This is a genomic window from Thalassospira indica (assembly GCF_003403095.1).
GTDB classification, from domain to species: domain Bacteria; phylum Pseudomonadota; class Alphaproteobacteria; order Rhodospirillales; family Thalassospiraceae; genus Thalassospira; species Thalassospira indica.
On sequence record NZ_CP031555.1, the window covers coordinates 1,520,992 to 1,538,185 of the forward strand.

At 55.6% G+C, this 17,194-nt stretch carries 14 protein-coding genes; 11 read left to right on the plus strand and 3 right to left on the minus strand.

Annotation, left to right across the window (positions count from 1 at the left end; genetic code table 11):
• The first annotated feature begins 27 nt into the window (after positions 1–27).
• A complete protein-coding gene (locus tag DY252_RS07150; RefSeq protein ID WP_064789332.1) occupies positions 28–570 on the plus strand; it encodes a YHS domain-containing (seleno)protein in 543 nt (180 codons plus the stop codon).
• A gap of 81 nt (positions 571–651) precedes the next feature.
• Here DY252_RS07150 and DY252_RS07155 read toward each other — a convergent pair whose 3' ends face one another.
• On the minus strand, positions 652–2,565 hold the full coding sequence (locus DY252_RS07155) for a PhoX family protein (protein WP_064789331.1): 1,914 nt from the start codon (positions 2,563–2,565) through the stop codon (positions 652–654).
• 143 nt (positions 2,566–2,708) lie between these two features.
• Positions 2,709–3,239, minus strand: a complete 531-nt coding sequence (locus DY252_RS07160) for a class I SAM-dependent methyltransferase (RefSeq protein ID WP_064789330.1) — start codon at positions 3,237–3,239, stop codon at positions 2,709–2,711.
• A 125-nt stretch (positions 3,240–3,364) separates the two neighbouring features.
• Here DY252_RS07160 and DY252_RS07165 point away from each other — a divergent pair, with 125 nt between their 5' ends.
• Entirely contained in the window at positions 3,365–3,799 is a 435-nt protein-coding gene (locus DY252_RS07165) for a DUF1178 family protein (protein ID WP_063088954.1), read from the plus strand.
• A gap of 15 nt (positions 3,800–3,814) precedes the next feature.
• Here DY252_RS07165 and ubiG read toward each other — a convergent pair whose 3' ends face one another.
• Complete coding sequence (ubiG, locus tag DY252_RS07170) at positions 3,815–4,573, minus strand: bifunctional 2-polyprenyl-6-hydroxyphenol methylase/3-demethylubiquinol 3-O-methyltransferase UbiG (RefSeq protein ID WP_064789329.1); 759 nt, start codon at positions 4,571–4,573, stop codon at positions 3,815–3,817.
• Positions 4,574–4,996: 423 nt separating this feature from the next.
• Between ubiG and DY252_RS07175 the strand changes: the two genes are divergently transcribed.
• The 9 genes from DY252_RS07175 (at position 4,997) to prmC (ending at position 17,193) form a co-directional block, all read left to right on the plus strand.
• The gene (locus tag DY252_RS07175) at positions 4,997–6,217 is read left to right on the plus strand and encodes an aspartate kinase (protein ID WP_064789328.1); all 1,221 of its coding nucleotides are present in this window, start codon (positions 4,997–4,999) and stop codon (positions 6,215–6,217) included.
• A gap of 139 nt (positions 6,218–6,356) precedes the next feature.
• Positions 6,357–7,385 (plus strand): NAD(P)H-dependent flavin oxidoreductase, encoded by a 1,029-nt coding sequence (locus tag DY252_RS07180; protein ID WP_064789327.1) that lies wholly within the window; start codon positions 6,357–6,359, stop codon positions 7,383–7,385.
• 5 nt (positions 7,386–7,390) lie between these two features.
• Complete coding sequence (gene ptsP, locus DY252_RS07185; protein ID WP_008891697.1) at positions 7,391–9,673, plus strand: phosphoenolpyruvate--protein phosphotransferase; 2,283 nt, start codon at positions 7,391–7,393, stop codon at positions 9,671–9,673.
• A 168-nt stretch (positions 9,674–9,841) separates the two neighbouring features.
• A complete protein-coding gene (locus DY252_RS07190; protein ID WP_231959741.1) occupies positions 9,842–11,002 on the plus strand; it encodes a helix-turn-helix domain-containing protein in 1,161 nt (386 codons plus the stop codon).
• A gap of 180 nt (positions 11,003–11,182) precedes the next feature.
• Positions 11,183–12,307 (plus strand): flavodoxin-dependent (E)-4-hydroxy-3-methylbut-2-enyl-diphosphate synthase, encoded by a 1,125-nt coding sequence (gene ispG / locus DY252_RS07195; protein ID WP_064789326.1) that lies wholly within the window; start codon positions 11,183–11,185, stop codon positions 12,305–12,307.
• Positions 12,308–12,435: 128 nt separating this feature from the next.
• On the plus strand, positions 12,436–13,848 hold the full coding sequence (hisS, locus tag DY252_RS07200; protein ID WP_231959740.1) for a histidine--tRNA ligase: 1,413 nt from the start codon (positions 12,436–12,438) through the stop codon (positions 13,846–13,848).
• 8 nt (positions 13,849–13,856) lie between these two features.
• A complete protein-coding gene (hemA, locus tag DY252_RS07205; protein ID WP_245960875.1) occupies positions 13,857–15,209 on the plus strand; it encodes a glutamyl-tRNA reductase in 1,353 nt (450 codons plus the stop codon).
• Positions 15,206–16,288, plus strand: coding sequence for a peptide chain release factor 1 (gene prfA / locus DY252_RS07210; RefSeq protein WP_064789325.1), 1,083 nt, complete (start codon positions 15,206–15,208; stop codon positions 16,286–16,288). The genes hemA and prfA overlap by 4 nt, the downstream gene beginning before the upstream one ends.
• Before the next feature lie 2 nt (positions 16,289–16,290).
• Positions 16,291–17,193 carry a peptide chain release factor N(5)-glutamine methyltransferase gene (gene prmC, locus DY252_RS07215; RefSeq protein WP_064789324.1) on the plus strand — a complete coding sequence of 301 codons (903 nt, stop codon included), beginning with the start codon at positions 16,291–16,293 and terminating at the stop codon, positions 17,191–17,193.
• The last annotated feature ends 1 nt before the right edge of the window (position 17,194 follow it).

Genomic DNA, 17,194 nt, shown 5'->3' on the forward strand with positions numbered 1-17,194 from the left:
CAGGGATTTTCAAACGGAGGAACAGGGATGATGTTCAAAAAGTTTTTGATCGGTACGGCATTTGTTTTTGGCCTGTCTGGTGCCGCCTTTGCGGGCGAGCAATATGTCGATGAAACCGGCTTTGCGATCAGCGGCTATGACGCGGTGGCCTATTTCAACTTGCCGCAAAAGGATGTCGGCATGATGCAGCCCCATGCCGTTCCGGGCCGGGCCGACATTACGGCTGAGTATAATGGTGCAACCTGGGCATTTGCGTCCGAGGAAAACCGCGAGATGTTTCTGGCTGATCCGGCGAAATACGCCCCGGCATTTGATGGGCATTGCGCATATGGGGTTGTAAAGGGCGGCAAAGTGCCAGCCAACCCGAACCTGTGGCGGATTGTCGACGGGAAACTTTATTTGAATATCACGCCGGCCGTGGTTGGTTTCTGGAACGAGGATATTTCAGGCAATATCAGTGCCGCCAAAGGCAACTGGACCGACCTTGAAAGCAAGTCCGCGTCGGACAAAAGCTGGATGGCGATTTCAGATAATGACGGCACCTATGATATGGCCGCACCGATCAAGTAATATTGGGGGCGCGCTGACAAACAAAAACGCACCGGCCAGTTTGCCGGTGCGTTTTGCATTTCAGGACAGTGAAGCAGGGGATTAGCCCGCGATTTCACCACCGTCATTTTTGGTCACGGCCACAACCGACGGACGCGGCGGCATTGCTGCCTGGAAGTCCGGCCAGCGGGTGCTTGGCGCGTCATAGGACGAACCGTCTGCCGGGTGTTGAACGGCAAGGAAAAGCGCCTTTCCATCCGGGGTGAATTCCGGACCACACATTTCCGCACCAACCGGGCAAGCAAAGAAGAATTTGGTCAGCGCACGGCCCGGGCCATCAACATCGGTGGCATGCATGCCATCAGGAATGTCGGACTTCGGTGCGCCGTCGGTGGAAATCCACAGGCGACCACGATGGTCGATTGCCATGTTATCCGGGCAGGAAACCCAGGATTCTGCTGCCGGATGGTAAACCGCCTTGTCATCGGCAACCGCCGGGTTGCCAGCCGCAATCATGATGTCCCAGGTAAAGCGCGAAGCGGTGTGATCGGCATCCTTGCCGCGACCACCCGGAGGGGTGAGTTCCAGCACGTGACCATGCGGGTTGGCCGCACGCGGGTTTGCTGCGTTGCCTTCCTTGCGCTTGGAGTTGTTGGTCAGCATGACATAGACCTTACCGTTGACCGGGTTCGGTTCGACGTCTTCCGGGCGGTCCATCTGGGTTGCGCCCAGAAGGTCGGCCGCACGACGGGCTTCGATCAGAACATCAGCCTGGCTGTGGAAGTCATTTTCAGCGGTCAGCGGGCCTTCGCCAAAGATCAGCGGCATCCAGTCAAGGCTGCCATCTTCGTGGAACTGGGCGACAAAGAGTGTGCCGTTTTCCAGAAGGTCCATGTTCGCGGCGCGATCATTCGGATTGTATTTGTTTGCCGCAATGAATTTGTAGAGATAGTCAAAGCGCTGATCATCACCGGAATAGGCAACAACGGAGTTGTCCTTGTTGATGATGACGGTGGCACCTTCGTGCTTGAAACGGCCAAGGGCGGTGCGCTTTTTCGGCATCGAGGTCGGATCGTACGGGTCGATTTCAACCATCCAGCCAAATTTGTTCGGCTCGTTCGGGTCTTTTTCAACATTGAAGCGGTCGAAATATTTAACCCACGAGTACCAGCTGTCCTGGCTGATGCCCAGACGCTTGTAGTTGCGTTCTTCGCTGGTTTTGGCGATGTCGCCACCAAAGTACCCGTTGAAGTTTTCTTCGGCGATCAGAACCGTACCCCACGGGGTTTTGCCACCCGCACAGTTGTTCAGCGTCCCGATAACACGGGTGCCGGTCGGATCGGTGTTGGTCTTAAGACGGTCATGACCAGCAGCCGGGCCGGTAATCTGCATTTCGGTGTCGATCGGGGAGATGCGGCGCGCATAATCGGACCCGTCAACAACCTGCCATTTGCCACCGGTTTTCTTGACTTCGATGACTGAATGACCGTGGGCCGCGATTTCATGCAGTGCCTGTTCTTCGGATGCATCCATCGCGTCCTTGAGGCCCGACCACATCAATTCGGCATTGGTGTATTCGTGGCTGACGCACAGCAGACCATGGTCGGAATTCTGCGAACCAACCGGAAGCGGCATATAGCCGACATAGTCGCAGTTATAACCGAACTGCTTGTTCTGCGCGTTGGCATCGACCTGACCCGGAACGAATGCCGGTGCGTCGGCAACAACCTTGTCGCCCCAACGGATCAGCACACTTGCGTCATAACCATCAGCAACAGCATGGGTTTCGGTGATTTTCTGCGGGATGGACTTGAAGGTCAGGGTGGATGGCGACTGCGCCTTGGCAACGCCTTTGGTCGCAATGCCTGCGCCCACAACAGCCGACGTCGCCATCAGGCCTTTGAAAAAGCCGCGGCGGGAAAAGCGTGCATTGATCAGATCGTCGATGCACGGATTGTTGGTCGGGTTGGACGGGATATCGTCACTATCTTCGATGATTTCGTATTTATCGTTCATGGCTTTTCTCTCTTAACGCCTATGCCTGAAACAGCAGCAGGGAAGATGCCAGAAACGACACATTTTAATTGTGAAAGTTGTGTTTCTTTTTGCAAAAACAGTATGTTACGGATTTGTTTCAATCATGCATGCCGTTCAGCGGATCAGCCTTGTTCAGGCTTCTGCGCCACAATAGATTGTTTTATCGCTGTAATTTCATCATCCGGTTTCGCTCTGATCGGGCCTTGTTGCTGGGCGATGATCGTCCAGTCGGCAAATGTGTCTGTCAATTCATCGGTGCGCAGAAGGAAATCCGGTGATCGCGGACGGCCATATGCCTCGTTCCCGACCATGAAGGTTTCATAAATCAGGATGCCGCCCGGTCGGACGGCGTTGCGCAGATATTCAAACAGCGGCCGATGCAGGTAATTGGCAACAATGATCAGATCGAACTGTTGATCGCCCAACGGCCAGTGACCGGATTCAAGGTCGGCTTCGACCCAGTTGATTGCAGGGTTCGTATCGGTATCGGTTTGCGAAAGATCGAGATCAGTTGCCGTCACCTGCCAGCCCTGATCCGCCAGCCAGAAGCTGTGTCGTCCCTTGCCGCAGGCAAGATCAAGCGCGCGATTGCGGGCAGGGTGTGGCGTGGGACAGTGCTGTGTGACCCAGCTTGATGGCAATTGGGATGACATTTTTGTAAATCTTGGTTATTGAGTGTGGCGCCCGCAGGCTGGCGATCCGGGCCGATGCGCGCCATATGATCTGTATCTGATAGTGTTATCGTTTTGCTACTGGTTTGGCTTATACACGTACCATCATGATTCTATTTCAGCTTAAATGCGAACATGATCACGAATTCGAAGGTTGGTTCAAGGACGGCGCAACATATGACGCGCAGGCCGCCAGCGGGGATTTGTCCTGCCCGGTGTGTGGAACGTCAAATGTTGGCAAGGCCCTGATGGCGCCGCGTCTGCGCACGTCACGGCAAAAAGAAGTCGCTGCCGAAAAACAACAGCAAAAGGCAATCGCCGAAGCGACCCAGGCCGCAATTGCCGAAATTCGCAAACAGGTCGAAAGCAATTGCGAAAATGTCGGCAACAAGTTTGCCGAAGAAGCCCGCAAAATCCATTACGGCGAAACCGAAAAGCGCGGCATCTATGGCCAGGCGTCGCTTAAGGAAACCGCCGAACTGGTCGATGAAGGCATCGATGTCATGGCGTTGCCCTGGGATGACGGAACCAAAAAGAACTGACGTGATCCAAGAAGATCAGTCAGGCTTTTTGGCAATCACCATATAATTCACATCAAGATCACGCGGGGCAGGCGACCATGTGTCGTTGAACGGGTTGTAAGTGACCCCGGTAATGTCTTGAAGGTCCAGACCCGCACCACGCAGATAGCCCGACATTTCCGATGGTTTGACAAATTTGCGCCAGTCATGGGTGCCCGCAGGCAGCCAGCGCAGAACGTATTCCGCGCCGATCTTGGCCAGTGCCAGCGACTTGATCGTGCGGTTCAGTGTGGCGACAAACATCAAGCCACCCGGTTTAAGCACCGATGCGCAAGCCTGCATGAAGAATTGCGCGTCATCGACATGTTCGATGACTTCCATGTTCAAAACGATATCAAACTGCTTGCCCTCATCGGCCAGCATTTCAGGTGTTGCGCAGCGATAGTCGATTTCAAGACCGGATTGTGCGGCATGGATTTTGGCGACTTCGATATTGCTTTCGGACGCATCAATCGAGGTCATCTTTGCCCCCATGCGCGCAAGCGGCTCGGACAACAGGCCAGCACCACATCCGATATCGATGATTTCGATGCCTTTAAGCGGCTCAATCGTTTCCGGATCGCGGCCAAGATGCGCACAGATATTATCGCGCAGGATTTGCAGGCGCACCGGATTGAATTTGTGCAGCGGCTTCATCACACCATTTGGATCCCACCACTTTTCGGACATCGCAGAAAAACGTGCGATTTCATCGGCATTGGCAGTGCGGCTGGTAGGGGCGGATGCGTCCGACATGGTGTGGCTCCGAAGGCGTAAAACAACGTTGCTGTATGACGCCCTGTTTACGCGTGCGCGCACGGCAAGGCAATACTCACCTGTCAAATGACGGTGCGATGGCGGCGATCTGGCAGAAATTCAAAGCAAGGCAGCCATGTTCAGATGATGCATATCATCAGGGTTACTGGGTAATTTTCGCATGATATGCGACGCAATTTGCCGCATTCGGACGGTTTGGGACATTTTCAGGTCAAAAAAATTGCTCTCACGCAATTTATCGGCATCCTTGACGCTTGTTTCGCGGGGATTATGGCAGTATTGATTACGCCGCTTGGATCAGGGGAAGCGCCGCAAATTCGGCATGCTTACCCGGGCCGGGACCGGATCACATGCCGTCACGTTCGGACAGCCGATGGACGGCGAGCATAGCGGGGAAACTTCATGGCCCGTATTGTCATGAAATTTGGCGGCACTTCGGTCGCCGATGTCGAGAAAATCAAGAATGTCGCGCGCCGGGTGAAATCCGAGGTCGATGCCGGCAATCAGGTTGCTGTTGTCGTGTCCGCCATGTCGGGCAAGACCAACGAACTGGTTGGCTGGGCGCAGGAAGTTTCGCCGATGTATGATGCACGTGAATATGACGTGATCGTATCGTCGGGCGAACAGGTGACTGTCGGTTTGCTGGCGATGGCGCTGCAAAGCATGGATGTGCCTGCACGTTCCTGGCTTGGCTGGCAGATCCCGATCAAGACCGACGGCGCACATGCCAAGGCCCGCATCAAGGAAATCGAGACCACCGAGCTTGATAAGCGCATGAATGGCGGCGAAGTCGTTTGCGTGGCCGGTTTCCAGGGGATAGCACCCGACAACCGTATCACCACCCTTGGGCGTGGCGGTTCGGATACGTCGGCGGTCGCCCTTGCCGCGGCACTTAACGCAGATCGTTGCGACATCTATACCGATGTCGATGGTGTTTACACCACCGATCCGCGCATCGTGCCCAAGGCGCGCAAGATCGAAAAGATTACCTACGAAGAAATGCTGGAACTCGCATCTCTTGGTGCAAAGGTTTTGCAAACCCGTTCAGTCGAGATGGCAATGAACCATCGCGTCCGGGTGCAGGTCCGTTCTACCTTTAGTGATGCAGAAGGAACACTTGTTGTAGACGAGGACGAGATCGTGGAACAGGAAGTCGTCAGCGGAATTGCCTATAGTCGTGATGAAGCCAAGATCACCTTGGTGAAAGTTGCGGACAAGCCGGGTATTGCCGCTTCAATCTTCAGCCCGCTGGCTGATGCCAATATCAATGTCGACATGATCGTGCAGAACGTCTCAGAAGACGGCAAAAGCACGGACATGACCTTTACCGTTCCGCGTGGTGAATTCCAGCGTGCGCTTCAGGTGATCGAAAAGAACAAAGACAAGATCGCCTATCAGGAACTGCTCAGCACCTCTGATGTGACCAAGGTGTCGATCATTGGCGTGGGGATGCGTTCCCATGTTGGTGTTGCGCGCAAGATGTTTGAAACACTTGCGGAAAAAGGCATCAACATTCAGGTCATTTCGACCTCGGAAATCAAGGTCAGTGTCCTGATCGCCGAGGAATATACCGAGCTTGCCGTTCGTGCCTTGCACACGGCATACGGTCTGGATGCCGAATAAGTTCAACAGTTTGGCGATTAAGCCGCTGTTAAATTACCTGTAATAATACATACTAGCTGGAGCAGTGTGTTTCAGCCTTTGTAATGAAATGGCAGGAGACCACTGGTCTCCTGCGTTTCTGCTTTGGGGTACAGAGAATATGAGTGATCCGAAAATTGACGCCGCACGGGCGCGCCTGGAAAACCTGTGGGCATCGGGCAAGGAATTCCTTGGCACCGACTACGCCATTATGGCCGGCGCCATGTCCTGGGTTTCAGAGCGTCACCTTGTTTCGGCGGTCTCCAATGCGGGAGGTTTTGGTGTGATTGCCTGCGGGTCGATGACCCCGGATCTGTTGTCGGCTGAAATTGCCGCCACCAAGGAAATGACCAGCAAGCCGTTTGGCGTCAACCTGATCACCATGCACCCGCAGCTCAATGGGCTGATCGAAGTGTGCCGTGAACACAGTGTTGGGCATGTGGTTCTTGCTGGCGGCCTGCCGTCATCAAACTCGATCAAGCAGGCCAAGGAATTTGCCAAGGTTGTCTGCTTTGCCCCGGCACTGGTTCTGGCCAAGAAGCTGATCCGCTCGGGTGCTGATGCGCTGGTGATCGAGGGTAGCGAAGCGGGTGGCCATGTTGGCCCGGTATCGCTGACGGTTCTGGCACAGGAAATCCTGCCGGAAGTTTCCGACATTCCGGTTTTCTGTGCCGGGGGTATTGGCCGCGGTGAAGCGATTACCGGTTTGCTTGAGCAGGGGGCATCGGGTGTTCAGATCGGCACGCGCCTTGTGTGTGCCGAGGAATGCATTGCCCATCCTGATTTCAAAAAGGCCTTTATCCGCGCAAGTGCGCGTGACGCGGTGACCACCGTGCAGCTTGATGATCGCTTCCCGGTCATTCCGGTACGTGCGCTTGCCAACAAGGGCACGGAAGAATTCCGCAATACCCAACGTGCCGTGATTGAAAAGTTCCGCGCAGGCGAGCTTGACCAAGGCGCTGCACAGCTTGAAATTGAACATTTCTGGGCCGGGGCCCTGCGCCGTGCGGTGATTGATGGTGACGTCGAAAGCGGATCGGTTATGGCAGGACAGTCGGTTGGTATGGTAAAGAAAGAACAACCGGTTTCCGAAATCCTCGAAGAGTTGGTCGAACAGGCCGTTCAATCCCTGGTTAAGAGAGACAGCTAAGTCAAATGAGCATTCCGTCCGCCGCAGTCACAGGTCCGCGACGCCTTCTAAAGCGTGTGCGCGACGTCATGGCTGGACCGGGGACCGCTGAAGAACGCCTCGGACAGATTGTGACCATCATTGCCGCTGATATGGTGGCAGAGGTGTGCTCGGTCTATGTGATGCGTGCGGGCGAAGTGCTGGAACTGTTTGCGACCTGTGGTCTGTCCAAGGAAGCAGTTCACTTGACCCGCCTTCGCGTGGGCGAGGGGATTGTCGGTTTTGTTGCGGCGCATGCGCGGCCGCTTAACCTCAAGGACGCGCAAGGCCATCCGAACTTTGCCTATCGTCCGGAAACCGGCGAGGAAATCTATCATTCGATGATCGGTGTACCAATCCTGCGCGGTGGCCGCATCATCGGTGTTCTTGCCGTGCAGAACCGGACCGAACGCCTTTATTCCGAGGACGAACAGGAAGCCCTTGAAAACGTCGCCATGGTGCTGGCCGAAATGGTCGCCGGTGGCGAACTTGTCAGCCGCGAAGAACTGATCCCGGCCGACGGTATTGCGTTGTTGCCGCTGCGTCTGGGCGGGGCGCGTCTGGCACCGGGGATTGGCAAGGGCATTGCCGTTCTGCACGAACCGCGCATCGTCATTGACCGCATGGTTTCTGATGATCCGGAAGAAGAACTGACCCGCCTGCGTGAAGCCATGCATGGTCTTCAGAACCATCTTGATAAGATGCTGGAAGCCGTTTCAGGCATCAACGGCATGGATGAAGGCGATGATCCGGGGGATATCCTTGAAGCCTATCGGATGATTGCCCAGGATACAGGTTGGCTGAACCGCATCACCGAGGCGGTGCATACCGGCCTGACGGCCGAGGCCGCGGTTCAGAAGGTGCATGATGATACCCGTGCGCGCATGGCGCAGGTCACCGACCCCTATTTGCGCGAACGCCTGCACGATCTTGAAGATCTGGCCAACCGGCTATTGCAGCATCTTTCGGGGCAGTATCAATCCCCGGCCTTTGGCGATTTGCCCGATGATATCATTCTGGTGGCGCGCAATATCGGCCCGGCCGAACTTCTTGATTATGATCACACCCGTCTGCGCGGTCTTGCCCTTGAAGAAGGGTCGCACACCTCGCACGTCGCAATCGTTGCGCGTGCACTTGATATCCCGGTTCTGGGCGGGGTCAAGGGTGTGCTTGATAAGGTCGAGGCCGGTGATCCGCTGATTGTCGATTCTGATAACAGCCAGCTTTTTGTTCGGCCAAGCGAAGATGTTCGGGCGGTGATTGACGGCGCGTTGCGTGCCCGGGCAGAGCGAAAAGCGCTTTACGCCCAGATGCGTGACCTGCCGGCCGAAACGACCGACGGGGCGGAGATTTCACTTAATGTGAATGCCGGGCTTTTGATTGATGTCCCGCATGTGATTGAAAGCGGTGCGGACGGGATTGGCCTGTATCGGACGGAAATTCCGTTCATGGTGCGATCCGCCATGCCCGACATTACCGATCAGACCCGGCTTTATGATCGTATTTTCGAACAGGCCGAAGGCCGACCGGTGGTTTTCAGGACTCTTGATGTCGGCGGTGACAAATTGCTGCCCTATTGGGAGGATATGACAGAAGAGAATCCGGCAATGGGCTGGCGATCGATCCGGATCACACTGGACCGTCCGGCGGTGCTTGTACATCAGTTGCGCGCGCTGATCCGGGCCGGGCATGACCGTGATCTTTATGTCATGTTCCCGATGATCGCCGAAGTTGCTGAATTTGATCAGGCAAAGGCGGTTCTTGACGAGCAGCTCAAACGTGAAGCCGTACGCGGATTTATCCCGCGCAAGGTCGAAGTCGGCGCCATGCTTGAAGTTCCCGCCCTGATCTGGCAGGCTCCGGCCTTGCTGCAACGGGTTGATTTCCTCTCGGTTGGGACGAATGATCTGTTGCAGTTCATGTTTGCTGCTGACCGCGGCAATCCGAGGATCGAGGGCCGGTATGACACGCTGTCGCCAAGTGTGTTCGCATTCATGCGCCAGTTGGTGACATTGTGCGATCAAAAGGACGTTCGCCTGACCATCTGTGGTGAAATGGCGGGACGTCCGCTTGAAGCGATGGCCCTTATCGGTTTGGGAATTAAACGCTTGTCGATGGCGCCTGCCTCTGTTGGTCCGGTCAAGGAAATGGTCAGAAGCATGTGTAAGTCTGAAGTCGAGAGTTATATTCTGACGATAATGGATAATCCGACCAGATCATTGCGTTCGCGTCTTAAGGCTTTCGCAATAGATCACGGTGTAAAACTTTAAAAACAATCGCTTTTGGTGGGGATATCTGCTAGTTTTATTGCTAGATCGTAACGTGGGGGTGCGCAGTTGGCGATCAAAAAGCGAAAGGAAGATCATTTGGATGACGAAACCCGAGAACGCCTTCGTTTCAGGCCTTTGTCCGGGGATTCGTCTGCAAATGACAGTGTGATGGACGAACATAAAGACCAGATCGGTGGTTATACCGAGGTCGGGAGCCTTTTGAAGGCGACCCGCGTTGGTTTGGGGCAAACAGTCGAAGACGTTTGCCGCATGCTTCGTATTCGCAAAATTTACATCGAAGCCATTGAAAGCAGCGACTATGCGGCATTGCCGAATGGTCCTTATGGCCTTGGCTTCGTGAAGGCATATGCCGAACATCTTGGACTGGACGGTGCAGAGATCGCACGTCGCTTCCGCGCAGAAAGCAATGCGCCGGCCGTGCGCAGTGAACTGTCCTTCCCGAAACCCGTGCAGGAAAGCCGTGTACCCGGTGGGGCGGTATTGCTGATCGCGGTTATGCTTGGTCTTGGTGCTTATGGCGGATGGTACTACCTGTCGAGCCAGGGCAAAACCATTGCCGATCTGGTTGATCCGTTGCCAGAGCGACTTGCAAGCTACTCGACAACGGCAAGCCAGGATTCAACGCCGCGTAATCTTGAAAACGCCGCAGATGCGCAGGCCGCCGAAGCAGAAATAACAACGCCTGCACCGGTCATTGCCGATCAGGGGGCACCTATTGAAGAAACCACCGTTTCTGAGGCCCCGGTCGCAGAATCAGCATCTGAACCCGTAGCCGAAGTCGCAGAAGCAACCGAAGAACCGGCAGAAGCACCTGTCGTTTCCGAGGAAGTTGCAGAAGCCCCGGCGCAGGAAGCTGCACCCGTTGCTAACGAAGTGGTAACCGCCACAGAACAGGCTCCGGTTGAAGCCGAAGTCGCAGAGGCACCAGCCGCACAAACGCCGGCTGCACCGGCAGCGGAAGTTGCATCGGTTCCCGCGGCACCCGAAGTTGACGAGGCCGGTGGTGCACGCGTATTTGGCGCGGTCAATGTCGATAGCCGTGTGACCATTTCGGCGGTGGAAACCAGCTGGGTTCGTATTCGTGAGGCAGATGGTAATGTTCTGCTGACCCGGATGCTGACAGCCGGTGATACCTATATGGTTCCGAATCGTGACGGTTTGAAACTTGAAGTCGGCAATGCTGGTGCCCTGACCTATAGCATCGATGGTTCCGAAGCCCAGCCGGTCGGGGAATATGGTGCGGTGATTTCGGACTTCTCGCTTGATGTCGGTGATCTGACCCAGGCAGAAGAACCAACCGTTCAATAGGTTTGGCCAACGCCTGCGGGCGATGAAAACAGACAAAATGCGAAAGGCGATCCGAACGGGTCGCCTTTTTCGTGACAGCTATGCGAAATCTGGCGGAAAATCTGTTAGCCAACGGTTTCTAAACCGCGTTTGATAAGCTATATACTCCCCCAAGACATCTAAAACATTTTGGAACCGGAAATGAGCGTCCGCCCATATCGCGATATTGAACGCCGTCAAAGCCGCAAAATCCGTGTCGGTGACGTGGAAGTTGGCGGGGATGCGCCGATCTCGGTGCAGTCGATGACCAATACCCTGACCACCGATGTCAACGCGACCGTTGCGCAGATCCATCGTCTGGAAGAGGCGGGTGCGGATATCGTCCGTGTGTCCTGCCCGGATCAGGAATCAACCGCCGCCCTGAAAGACATCATCAAACAGGTGCATGTCCCGATCGTGGCCGACATCCATTTCCATTACAAACGTGCGATCGAGGCCGCTGAGGCCGGCGCCGCATGCCTGCGCATCAATCCGGGCAATATCGGGTCGACCGAACGTGTGCGTGAAGTGGTGAAGGCGGCCAAGGATCATGGCTGTTCAATGCGTATCGGTGTCAATGCCGGCTCGCTTGAGAAGGAATTGCTGGAACGGTACGGCGAACCGTGCCCCGAGGCGATGGTCGAAAGTGCGTTGAACCATGCCAAAATCCTTGAAGATCAGGATTTCTGTGAATTCAAAATCTCGGTTAAGGCATCGGATGTGTTCCTTGCGGTTGCGGCCTATTACGGCCTGGCCGAGGCATGCGACTATCCGCTGCATCTTGGCATCACCGAGGCCGGTGGCCTGCGCGGTGGCACGGTGAAATCATCGATTGGCATGGGCAACCTGCTCTGGGCCGGGATCGGTGATACCTTGCGTGTATCGCTGTCCGCCGACCCGGTTGAGGAAATCCATGTTGGTTTCGATATCCTGAAATCGCTGGGTCTTCGTACCCGTGGGGTTCAAATCATTTCCTGCCCGTCTTGCGCGCGTCAGGGCTTTAACGTGGTTGAGACCGTGGCAGAGCTTGAAAAGCGCCTTGCCCATATTTCGACCCCGATTTCGTTGTCGATCATTGGCTGTATCGTCAATGGCCCGGGCGAAGCGCGTGAAACAGATATCGGTCTTACCGGTGGCGGTGGCGGGAACCACAAGATGTACATTTCCGGGCGCCCGGATCACAATATCAGCACGGAAAAGATGGTCGACCATATCGTCGAACTGGTCGAAGAACGTGCCGCCAAAATCGAAGCCGAAGAAGCCGCCAAGAAAACCGCGGCGGAATAGCAAGGCAGTATTGACTACTTTTGGCTTTCCGCCACACCGGCGGAAAGCTATTTTCATGTTCGCATGTGTTTGCGCCGATTGATGTTTCGCGCAAATATCTGGAATTCAAGTTAGATCGGAGACCCAAAGTGGCATCGCTTCAACCCGTCCGTGGCACGCACGACCTTCTGCCGGAACAGAACCGTCTGCAGGATTACATCGCGAATACCGCACGCGAAATCGGCGAGTTGTATGGCTATCATCGCATGACCACGCCGATCTTCGAATTTACCGAGGTGTTCGCCCGCACCCTTGGTGACACGTCCGACGTCGTGACCAAGGAAATGTACACCTTTGAGGATCGCGGCGGCGAACAGATCACGCTGCGTCCCGAAGGAACGGCGGGTATCGCGCGTGCCTATATTTCCAATGGCATGCAGCAGATGTCCCCGGTCAAGGTCAGCTATTATGGCCCGATGTTCCGTTATGAACGCCCGCAAAAAGGCCGTCAGCGCCAGTTCCACCAGATCGGTGCAGAACTGCTTGGTATCGAACAGGTCGCGGGCGATATCGAAATGATCGGCTATGGCGCGCATATCCTAAAGGCCCTCGGCCTTTGGGACAGCATCACGCTTGAGCTTAACACCCTTGGTGACCCGGAAAGCCGTGCGGCGTATCGCGATGTGCTGGTTGATTACTTCAAGGGCCATTTTGACAAGCTGTCGGAAGACAGCCGGTCGCGCCTTGAAAAGAACCCGTTGCGTATCCTTGATTCCAAGGACGAAGGGGATCGTGAACTGGTGGCCAATGCGCCGTTGTTTGCCGAATACCTTAATGAGCATTCCAAGGAATTCTTCAAGGGCCTGACCGAGGGGCTTGGCGATATCGGCATCAATTACGAACTGAACCCGCGTCTGGTGCGTGGTCTGGATTATTATTGCCACACCTGTTTCGAGTTCACCACCAACACCCTTGGTGCGCAGGGCACGGTGATGGCCGGTGGCCGTTATGATGGCCTGATTTCGACCATGGGCGGCCCGCAGACCGCCGGTGTTGGCTGGGCCGCGGGTGTTGAACGTTTGGCCTTGATGGTCGGCAAGGCCCCCGCTGGTCCGCGCCCCGTGGCGCTGATCCCGATGGGGGACGCGGCCGAAGCAAAATGCCGGACTCTTGCGCAGAGCCTGCGCGAAGCTGGGATTGCGGTTCATCAGGGCTATTCGGGTAATATGACAAAACGCTTGAAGCGTGCAGATAAAGCAAATGCAATTTTGGCTATTGTGGTCGGTGATACAGAGGTTGAACAGGGGTTGTATCAGCTAAAGCTGCTTGATCTTAGCGAGAGTTTCGTCGTTGAGGAGCAACGTTTAATGCGCATTTTGAAAAAGTTTCGAGACTTAAGCTCGCTAACGGTCGGTCAGAAGAAATCACTCAGGGATAGTCAATCACAGTCTCAGTGGGATAATGCATTACACCTCATTGATTATGTCGTGTCATCATATCCAGAAAGTAACAATTCTGATTGGCAAAGTGGACTTTTGCAGAAGCTGATTGCGACTAATTAACAAATGAGATGGATGTGACAGACGGGATTTCGCAGGACGATGCCGGGGATTGGCCGCTGGATCGCCTGATGGTGATCGGCACCAATCATCGGCGCTCAAGCGAGGATACCCGCGACCGTCTTTTCATCGAAGAAGCCCGTCTGCCACAGTTTTTGGCCGCCATTGAGCAGGCCCGTCTCGGCCAGGCGGTTGTCGTTTCGACCTGCAATCGCACCGAAGTTCACCTTTTGGCGTCTGAGGCCGAACGCGGGCGCGAACGCCTGATTGATCTGATGTCGCTTTGGGCGGATCTGGATCGTGATCAGCTTGCGACAGAACTTTACATCCGGTCTGGCCGGGATGCGCTTCGCCATATGTTTGCCGTCGCGGCGTCACTCGACAGTCTGGTGATTGGCGAACCCGAAGTATTTGGTCAGGTCAAGGATGCGCACCGGATCGCGCGCAAGCATGATCTGGTCGGGCGCGAGTTGGAGCTGGTCTATCAGACGGCCTATGCCATTGCCAAAAAGGTCCGCAATCAGACCGGGATCGGGCAGGGGGCTGTATCAATTGCCGCCGCAGCCCAATCGGTTGCGCGTGACCTGCATGGGGATCTTGGCGACTGTACCTTGCTTTTGGCGGGGGCCGGCGACATGGGGGAACTGATCGCCGCATCGCTGGCGGAACGGGGTATCGGACGCATTCTGGTGACGGATCGCTTGGCGGCCCGTGCGCGTCTGGTGGCGCGCAGGCTGGATTGCCACTGGTCGGAAATCGATGATCTGGATCGGCTTCTGGCCGAGGCGGACCTTGTTCTGACGGCAGGTGGATCGCGGCGTTACATGATCGACAAGGATCGTGCGATGGCGGCGGTCAAACGCCGCCGGTTCCGCCCGGTTCTGATGATCGATACGGCCGTGCCGGGGGATATTGATCCGCAAGTTGACGAGATTGACGAGGTTTTCTTTTACCGGATCGAGGATCTGGAAAAGATCGCTGCCGAAGGGCGCGGCGGACGTGAAGAAAAGGCCGATCAAGCCTGGGCGTTGATCGAAGCGGAAATTGATAATTTTGTGCGTGACCGTGCGCAGCGCGCAGCCGTGCCGGCAATCGCCGATCTGCGCAAACGGTTTGAAGCGGTGCGCGCAGATGCGCTGGCCGAAAGTCATGGGGATGCGGAAAAGGCGACAAGGCTTTTGATCAATCGCCTTTTGCATACGCCGACACAGGCATTGAAAGATTTGGCGACGACAACAGACGGTGCGGGCACCGTGGAATGGGTGAAGGCCCAGAAACTGTTGTCGCGCCTGTTTGAACTTGAAGACAAGCCGCTTGGCCGCGATGACGTGCCTGGCGACCCTGAACAGGAGAATAAAGAGTGAGTTTGGACCTTGGGAAGCTCGAAGGCGTTACGCGCCGGTTCGACGAACTCAATTCGCTTCTTTCAAGCGGAGAGCTTGATGGGGACGGCTTTTCCAAGCTGTCGCGCGAACATGCAGAATTGGCCCCGGTGGTCGAGGCGATCGAAGCTTATAAAAAGCTTCTGAACGATCTGGAAGAAGTCGAGGAAATCCTGGCCGATCCGCAAAGCGATCGCGATATGCGCGAAATGGCCGAGGCGGAAAAATACGACATTCAGGATAAGCTGCCCGAGGCAGAGCGTCAGATGAAACTGATGCTGATCCCGAAAGACACAGCTGATACCAAGAACGCCATCCTTGAAATTCGCGCAGGCACCGGCGGGGAAGAAGCCGCGCTGTTTGCCGCCGATTTGTATCGCATGTATCAGCGTTACGCCGAAGGCCGCGGCTGGAAGTTCGAGCAGATGGACGCCAGCGAAAACGACCTTGGCGGTTTCAAGGAAGTCATCGTCAACGTATCTGGGACGGATGTGTTCGCACGTCTGAAATTTGAAAGTGGCGTGCACCGCGTGCAGCGCGTGCCGGTGACCGAAGGTGGTGGGCGTATTCATACCTCGGCTGCGACCGTGGCCGTGCTGCCAGAGGCCGAAGAAGTTGATATCAAGATCGATCCCAAGGATCTGCGTATTGATACCTATCGTTCGCAGGGTGCGGGTGGCCAGCACGTCAACACCACCGATAGTGCCGTGCGCATTACCCATATTCCGACCGGCGTGGTTGCCGCCAGCCAGGAAGCAAAGTCGCAACACAAGAACAAAGAAAAAGCCATGAAGATGCTGATGTCGCGTCTTTATGATCAGGAACGCGAAAGTAAGGACAGCGAACGTGCGGCCGACCGGAAATCACAGGTCGGGTCGGGTGATCGTTCTGAACGCATTCGCACCTACAACTTCCCGCAAGGGCGCGTGTCAGATCATCGCATCAACCTTACACTTTATCGGTTGGATGATTTTATTGCCGGTGGCCCGGCGGTCGATGAAATGATTGATGCCCTGATCGCCGAAGAGCAGGCCCAGAAGCTTGCCGAAATTGAAAGCTGATCATGCCTTCTGACACCCCATCGACCCTTGGCAGCCTGATGGCTGAGGCCGCCGCGGCCTTAACCGATGCCGGTATTGAAAACACGCGGATGGATGCGCGTATTCTTCTGGCACGGGCTGCGGGTGTTGATGGGGGGCGGATCAGTGCATGGCCCGAAGACATTGTGCCTGATGACAAGGCGGAAACTTTTCGGGGCATGATCGCGCGCCGCGTCGGGCATGAACCAGTCGGTCGTATCTTGGGCGAACGTGATTTCTGGCGCCATACTTTCAAGCTGTCATCCGAAACGCTTGAGCCCCGCCCGGACAGTGAAACACTTGTCGAATGGGCAATTGATTTCCTTGAGGATGCCGATGCGCCGCGGATTGTTGATTTCGGCACCGGGACGGGGTGTTTGTTGTTATCCGCGATTGGCGATCTGCCAGGCGCGACCGGCATTGGACTTGATCTAAGCGCGGGGGCGGTGGCCTGTGCGCGTGAAAATGCCAAGCTGCTTGAGCTTGATGACAGCGTCGAATTCCGCGTCTCGGACTGGGACAGTGCCCTTGATGACAAAGACCGCGCCGAGGGGTTTGATCTTGTGATGTCAAACCCGCCCTACATCACCGCCGACGAGATGACGACCCTGTCGCCGGAGGTGCAAAAATTTGATCCTCGCCTTGCCCTGACAGATGAGGGGGACGGCTTGGCGGCCTATCGCGTTTTGTCAAATGTTGCGTTTGATCTGGCAAAACCCGGTGGTTTTGTCATCTTTGAAATCGGTCGCGGGCAGGAAAACGATGTCGGTCAGATGCTGGTGGAGGCCGGTTTTGTCGGAGTGGAGTATCGTGAAGACCTTGGCGGAATTGTCCGTTGCGTCGCGGCAAAGAAAACCCGTTGTTCCGTCGGACGTTGCATAATCTGAT

Bases quoted from the DNA above. Each gene is read 5' to 3' on its own strand.
- DY252_RS07150 (WP_064789332.1), top strand. From the start codon at position 28: ATGATGTTCAAAAAGTTTTTGATCGGTACGGCATTTGTTTTTGGCCTG.
- DY252_RS07155 (WP_064789331.1), bottom strand. From the start codon at position 2,565: ATGAACGATAAATACGAAATCATCGAAGATAGTGACGATATCCCGTCC.
- DY252_RS07160 (WP_064789330.1), bottom strand. From the start codon at position 3,239: ATGTCATCCCAATTGCCATCAAGCTGGGTCACACAGCACTGTCCCACG.
- DY252_RS07165 (WP_063088954.1), top strand. From the start codon at position 3,365: ATGATTCTATTTCAGCTTAAATGCGAACATGATCACGAATTCGAAGGT.
- ubiG (WP_064789329.1), bottom strand. From the start codon at position 4,573: ATGTCGGACGCATCCGCCCCTACCAGCCGCACTGCCAATGCCGATGAA.
- DY252_RS07175 (WP_064789328.1), top strand. From the start codon at position 4,997: ATGGCCCGTATTGTCATGAAATTTGGCGGCACTTCGGTCGCCGATGTC.
- DY252_RS07180 (WP_064789327.1), top strand. From the start codon at position 6,357: ATGAGTGATCCGAAAATTGACGCCGCACGGGCGCGCCTGGAAAACCTG.
- ptsP (WP_008891697.1), top strand. From the start codon at position 7,391: ATGAGCATTCCGTCCGCCGCAGTCACAGGTCCGCGACGCCTTCTAAAG.
- DY252_RS07190 (WP_231959741.1), top strand. From the start codon at position 9,842: ATGGACGAACATAAAGACCAGATCGGTGGTTATACCGAGGTCGGGAGC.
- ispG (WP_064789326.1), top strand. From the start codon at position 11,183: ATGAGCGTCCGCCCATATCGCGATATTGAACGCCGTCAAAGCCGCAAA.
- hemA (WP_245960875.1), top strand. From the start codon at position 13,857: ATGGATGTGACAGACGGGATTTCGCAGGACGATGCCGGGGATTGGCCG.
- prmC (WP_064789324.1), top strand. From the start codon at position 16,291: ATGCCTTCTGACACCCCATCGACCCTTGGCAGCCTGATGGCTGAGGCC.